The sequence below is a fragment of the Azospirillum sp. genome, assembly GCF_035627195.1.
In the GTDB taxonomy this organism is placed as follows: domain Bacteria; phylum Pseudomonadota; class Alphaproteobacteria; order Azospirillales; family Azospirillaceae; genus Azospirillum.
Genome location: NZ_DASPMG010000394.1, coordinates 1 through 4,404, shown reverse-complemented (window position 1 = coordinate 4,404; position 4,404 = coordinate 1). Strand labels below are relative to the sequence as shown.

At 69.3% G+C, this 4,404-nt stretch carries 4 protein-coding genes and 1 pseudogene; 2 read left to right on the top strand and 3 right to left on the bottom strand.

Annotation, left to right across the window (positions count from 1 at the left end; genetic code table 11):
- Window positions 1-169 precede the first annotated feature (169 nt).
- Window positions 170-1,132, bottom strand: a complete 963-nt coding sequence (locus VED21_RS34120) for a mitochondrial fission ELM1 family protein (RefSeq protein WP_324890377.1) — start codon at window positions 1,130-1,132, stop codon at window positions 170-172.
- Window positions 1,133-1,344: 212 nt separating this feature from the next.
- Here VED21_RS34120 and VED21_RS34115 point away from each other — a divergent pair, with 212 nt between their 5' ends.
- Both VED21_RS34115 and VED21_RS34110 read left to right on the top strand, forming a co-directional pair.
- Window positions 1,345-1,902, top strand: coding sequence for an Lrp/AsnC family transcriptional regulator (locus tag VED21_RS34115; RefSeq protein ID WP_324890376.1), 558 nt, complete (start codon window positions 1,345-1,347; stop codon window positions 1,900-1,902).
- Window positions 1,903-2,009: 107 nt separating this feature from the next.
- The gene (locus VED21_RS34110; RefSeq protein ID WP_324890375.1) at window positions 2,010-2,900 is read left to right on the top strand and encodes a dienelactone hydrolase family protein; all 891 of its coding nucleotides are present in this window, start codon (window positions 2,010-2,012) and stop codon (window positions 2,898-2,900) included.
- A 260-nt stretch (window positions 2,901-3,160) separates the two neighbouring features.
- Here the strand turns inward: VED21_RS34110 and greA are convergent, their stop codons facing one another.
- Both greA and VED21_RS34100 read right to left on the bottom strand, forming a co-directional pair.
- Entirely contained in the window at window positions 3,161-3,634 is a 474-nt protein-coding gene (gene greA / locus VED21_RS34105) for a transcription elongation factor GreA (protein WP_324890374.1), read from the bottom strand.
- An 86-nt stretch (window positions 3,635-3,720) separates the two neighbouring features.
- A pseudogene (locus VED21_RS34100) lies at window positions 3,721-4,404 on the bottom strand (carbamoyl phosphate synthase large subunit); the annotation flags it as partial.

Sequence of the window (4,404 nt, the reverse complement as noted above, 5' to 3'; positions counted from 1 at the left end):
GCAGGGACATCTTCGACACCTCCTGGAATGGCATGGCCAAGCCCTCGCTAAGCTTCGTCCACGCCCATATGTGTCAATGATGTCCCCGAACACCTGTAAAGGATGTCTCCGGTCTATACACCGCAGGCGCAAACCCAACGTCGGCAGGTCCGCTGTTCGGGCGTTGGCTCTAACGGTGGCGCGCGGCCATGCGGCGGCGGACCTCGTCGGCGACGCGTTCGGTGTCGTCCAGCGGCGGGTAGGTCCAGCTGTCCAAGGCACCGGTGAAGGGGCGGGTGATGCCGTCCTTGTACAGCCCGTCGTGGAAGGCGCGGAACTTGGCCGAGCCGCCCTCCATCTCGATCACGTACACCGGCTTGCCGGTCGAGCACGCCTCCGACACCATCGACACGCTGTCGCAGGTGACGACGATGGCGTCGGCCATGGCGAGGTAGGCGAAGTAGGGGTTCTCGCCGCTGCCGTCCCACACCTCGGCCGGCAGGCCGGCGAGGCGCGCGCGCAGGATCGCCTCGTTGTCCGCCCCGGTGCGGCGCGACGGGGTGACCATCAGCCCGGCCCCCCGGTCGCGGGCCAGCGCCGCCAGCTTGTCGGCGACGTCGCCCATGATGGTGGGGGTGAGGTGGTAGACGGCGTTGTTGCCGCCGATCAGCACGGCCACGCGCGGGCGCGGCAGTGGCGCCAGCCGCGGGCCGAGGCGGCCGGCCGCCGCCTCCAGCACGGCGGGCGTCACGCGGTGCACGGCGCCGCGCGTGACCAGCACGTTGTCACCGCGCAGCCGGTCGTGCCGGGGCACCACCACGAGGTCGAAATGGCGCGGGCTGATCTGTGGGTCCTGGATCTGCACCGTGAAGGTGCGCCCGCGCGACAGTTTGCGCGCCGCCAGCGAGGGCGCGATGCTCTGCCGGCCGGTGGCGATCAGCAGGTCCGGCCAGGGCGGCTGGATCGGGTCCCCCTTGGGCGAGGCGGCGAAGCGCGAGCCCAGGCGCAGGAACGGGCTCAACTCGCGCCAGGGGCTGCGCAGCTGCACGCGCTTGACGACGGGGGTGAGGCCCAGCGCCTCGGCCAGGCCGATGCACTGGTTCTCCATGCCCGGCTTGCCGTCGCTGACGACCCAACAGGTGAGATTCTGCATGGCGGGGTGCCGTTTTCCGATTGCGGGCGGGTGGGGGCGGGGTGCGGCCGGTCGTCGCGTTCGGGGCGCGTTCGGGGCGGGGCGCGTCCGGGCGGCGGCGATACGGGGGTATTCCGGGTCAGCCTTGTAAGGGCTTGCGTCTTGGCTTAAATGGGGTCACCGTGTAATATCCTTTCTCAAACCCATCCCCCCTGGAGCGAAACGAGTACATCATGCGGCGGGTCAAACTCGACCGAATTGACCGGCGGATTCTGCGCGACCTGCAGAACGATGGCCGGATGACCAACGTGGAGCTCGCGCGGCGCGCCGGCATCTCGGCCCCGCCCTGCCTGAGGCGCGTGCGCGCCCTTGAGGAGGCGGGTTTCATCCGCGGTTACCACGCCGACATCAATCCCGACGCGTTGGGATTCGGTGTCACCGTGTTCGCGCAGGTCGGGCTGTCGAGCCAGGCGGAAGCGGACCTAAAGAAATTCGAGGAGCTGGTCAATAGCTGGCCGATGGTGCGCGAGTGCAACATGCTCGCCGGCGAGTACGACTTTCTCCTCAAGATCGTGGCGGAGGACTGGGACGACTACCAGCGTTTCCTGACCCAGAAGCTGACCAGCGCGCCCAACGTGGCGCACGTGAAGTCGGCGCTGTCGATCCGCGGGTCGAAATACCTGCCGGGCGTGCCGATCGACGTCGATTCGCCGGACATCCCCGAGGGATCGGAGGACGACGACGAGGAGGACGAGGACGCCAGCACCACCACCCGCGCGGTGCGCCGGTAACGGCTCCTTCCCCGGGACTGTCGCAGTGCGGTTCGCCGCGCTGCAACAGGCCGCTTCCCGTCGGCGAAGCCAGTGCCTATGATCGGCGGACCCCAAGGGAGTCCGCCATGATGGCCCGCTTGCCCGCGCGCGCTGCGCTCCTCGCCGCCCTTGCCCTGCTTATCGCCGATGCGCTGCCGACGGCGCCGCCCGCGCGGGCGGCGACGCTGCTGCACGCCGAGGAGATCGTCAGCTTCCCGTCGCTGGACGGCGACCTGACGGAGGGCGGCGCGCCGACCACCCTGTCCGGCCGCATCCTGCGCCCGGCCGGGCGCGGGCCGTTCCCGGCGGTGGTGCTGCTGCACGGCTGCGGCGGGATGTACGAACGCAACGGCCAGCTCACCACTCGCCACCGCGACTGGGCGCTGCGGCTGCGCGACCAGGGGCATCTGGTGCTGCTGGTCGACAGCTTCGGCCCGCGCGGGGTGCAGGAGGTGTGCACGCTCCAGGACCGGCCGGTGCTCGCGGGGCGGGAGCGCAAGCGCGACGCCTGGGCCGCGCTGGCCTTCCTGGAGCGGCGCCCGGACGTGCGGCGCGACCACATCGCCATGATGGGCTGGTCGCAGGGGGCCGCGGCCGTGCTGGCCGCCTACGGCGACGGGCCGGGGGCGGGATACCGGGCCGCCGTCGCCTTCTACCCTGGCTGCAGGACGCCGCTGGCCAACGTGCACTGGCGCCCGCAGGGGCCGGTGCTGCTGCTGGTCGGCGGCCAGGACGACTGGACGCCGCCCGAGCCCTGCATGGAGCTGGCCGAGCGCGGCAACGTCAAGGACCGGGTGGAGCTGGTGGTCTACCCCGACGCCCACCACGGCTTCGACGCACCGCGCACGCCGGTGCGCACGCGCAAGGACGTGGCGACGGCGGCTGGCGCGGAGGTGCACATCGGCACCAACGAGGCCGCCCGCGCCGACTCGCTGGCGCGCGTGGCGGGATTCCTGGAGCGGTATTTGAAGGAGTAGGGGGCGCCTGCCGTTGGGTTTTCGCTGGCGCTCAACCCAACCTACTGAAAACATTCCATAATCGTCATGGCCGGGCCCAGTCCCGGCCATCCACGCACCTTGGATTGGTCGGAGTGCGTGGATGCCCGGCACAAGGCCGGGCAGGACGACAAAAAAGAACCGTAGGTTGGGTTGAACCGAAGGTGAAAACCCAACGGCGTGACCCGCGCACGAAAAAGCCCCGGCCCGCGCTGCGGACCGGGGCTTTCCGGCATGGGGCGTCAGCGGAACGCGACGGTGACGATCTCGTACAGCTTGGAACCGCCGGGGGTGGAGACCTCCACGCTGTCGCCGATCGACTTGCCGATCAGGGCGCGGGCCAGCGGCGAGGTGATGGACAGGAAGCCGTTCTTGATGTCGCTCTCTTCCGAGCCGACGATCTGGTAGGTGATCTCCTCGTCCGTGTCCTGGTCGGCCAGGGTGACGGTGGCGCCGAACTTCACGGTGTCGCCCGACAGCTTGGACGGGTCGATCACCTCGGCGCGGCTGATCTTGTCCTCCAGCTCGCCTACGCGGCCTTCGATGAAGCTCTGGCGCTCGCGCGCGGCGTGGTACTCGGCGTTTTCGGACAGGTCACCGTGCTCGCGGGCCTCGGCAATCGCCTTGATGACGGCCGGGCGCTCGATCGTCTTGAGGTGCTTCAGTTCCTCCTGCAGGCGGTTGTAGCCCGCAGCGGTCATCGGGACTTTTTCCATGTTGTTCTGTCCATCACCATGCAGCGCAGCGCAAGGGACAGATGATTTCGGCGCGACGGGGGGTGCCGTCGCGCCGTCAACCATCCCTAGTACGATCCGCTAAGGTACGACTGCAACGGCGCGACTTCAAGACTGCCGTTGCGGAGTGCGGCGATGGCTTCCACAGCCGCGCGGGCGCCGGCGACCGTGGTGTAGTAGGGAACGTTGTAGGTGAGCGCCGTGCGCCGCAAGCTGAAGCTGTCGGCCAGCGCCTGGGCACCTTCCGTGGTGTTGAGCACGAGGTGGACTTCACCGTTGATCATCGAGTCGACGATGTGCGGCTGTCCTTCGACGACCTTGTTGATCCGCTCCACCGGCAGGCCGGCCGCGCGCAGGTGATCCGCCGTGCCGGTGGTGCCGATCAGGCGGAAGCCCATGCCGTGCAGCTTCTGGGCGATGGGAACCAGCGACGCCTTGTCGCGGTCCTTCACCGAGATGAAGACGGTGCCTTCCTTGGGCAGTTGGGTGCCGGCCCCCAGCTGCGACTTGGCGAAGGCCAGCGCGAAGTTGTGGTCCAGGCCCATGACCTCGCCGGTCGACTTCATCTCCGGACCCAGGACGATGTCGACGCCGGGGAAGCGGGCGAAGGGGAACACGGCTTCCTTCACCGCGGTGTGCGGCGGGGTGGGGCCGTTCAGCTTGAAGTCCGACAGCTTCTCGCCGGCCATGATGCGGGCGGCGATCTTGGCGATGGCGGTGCCGGTGGCCTTGGCGACGAAGGGCACCGTGCG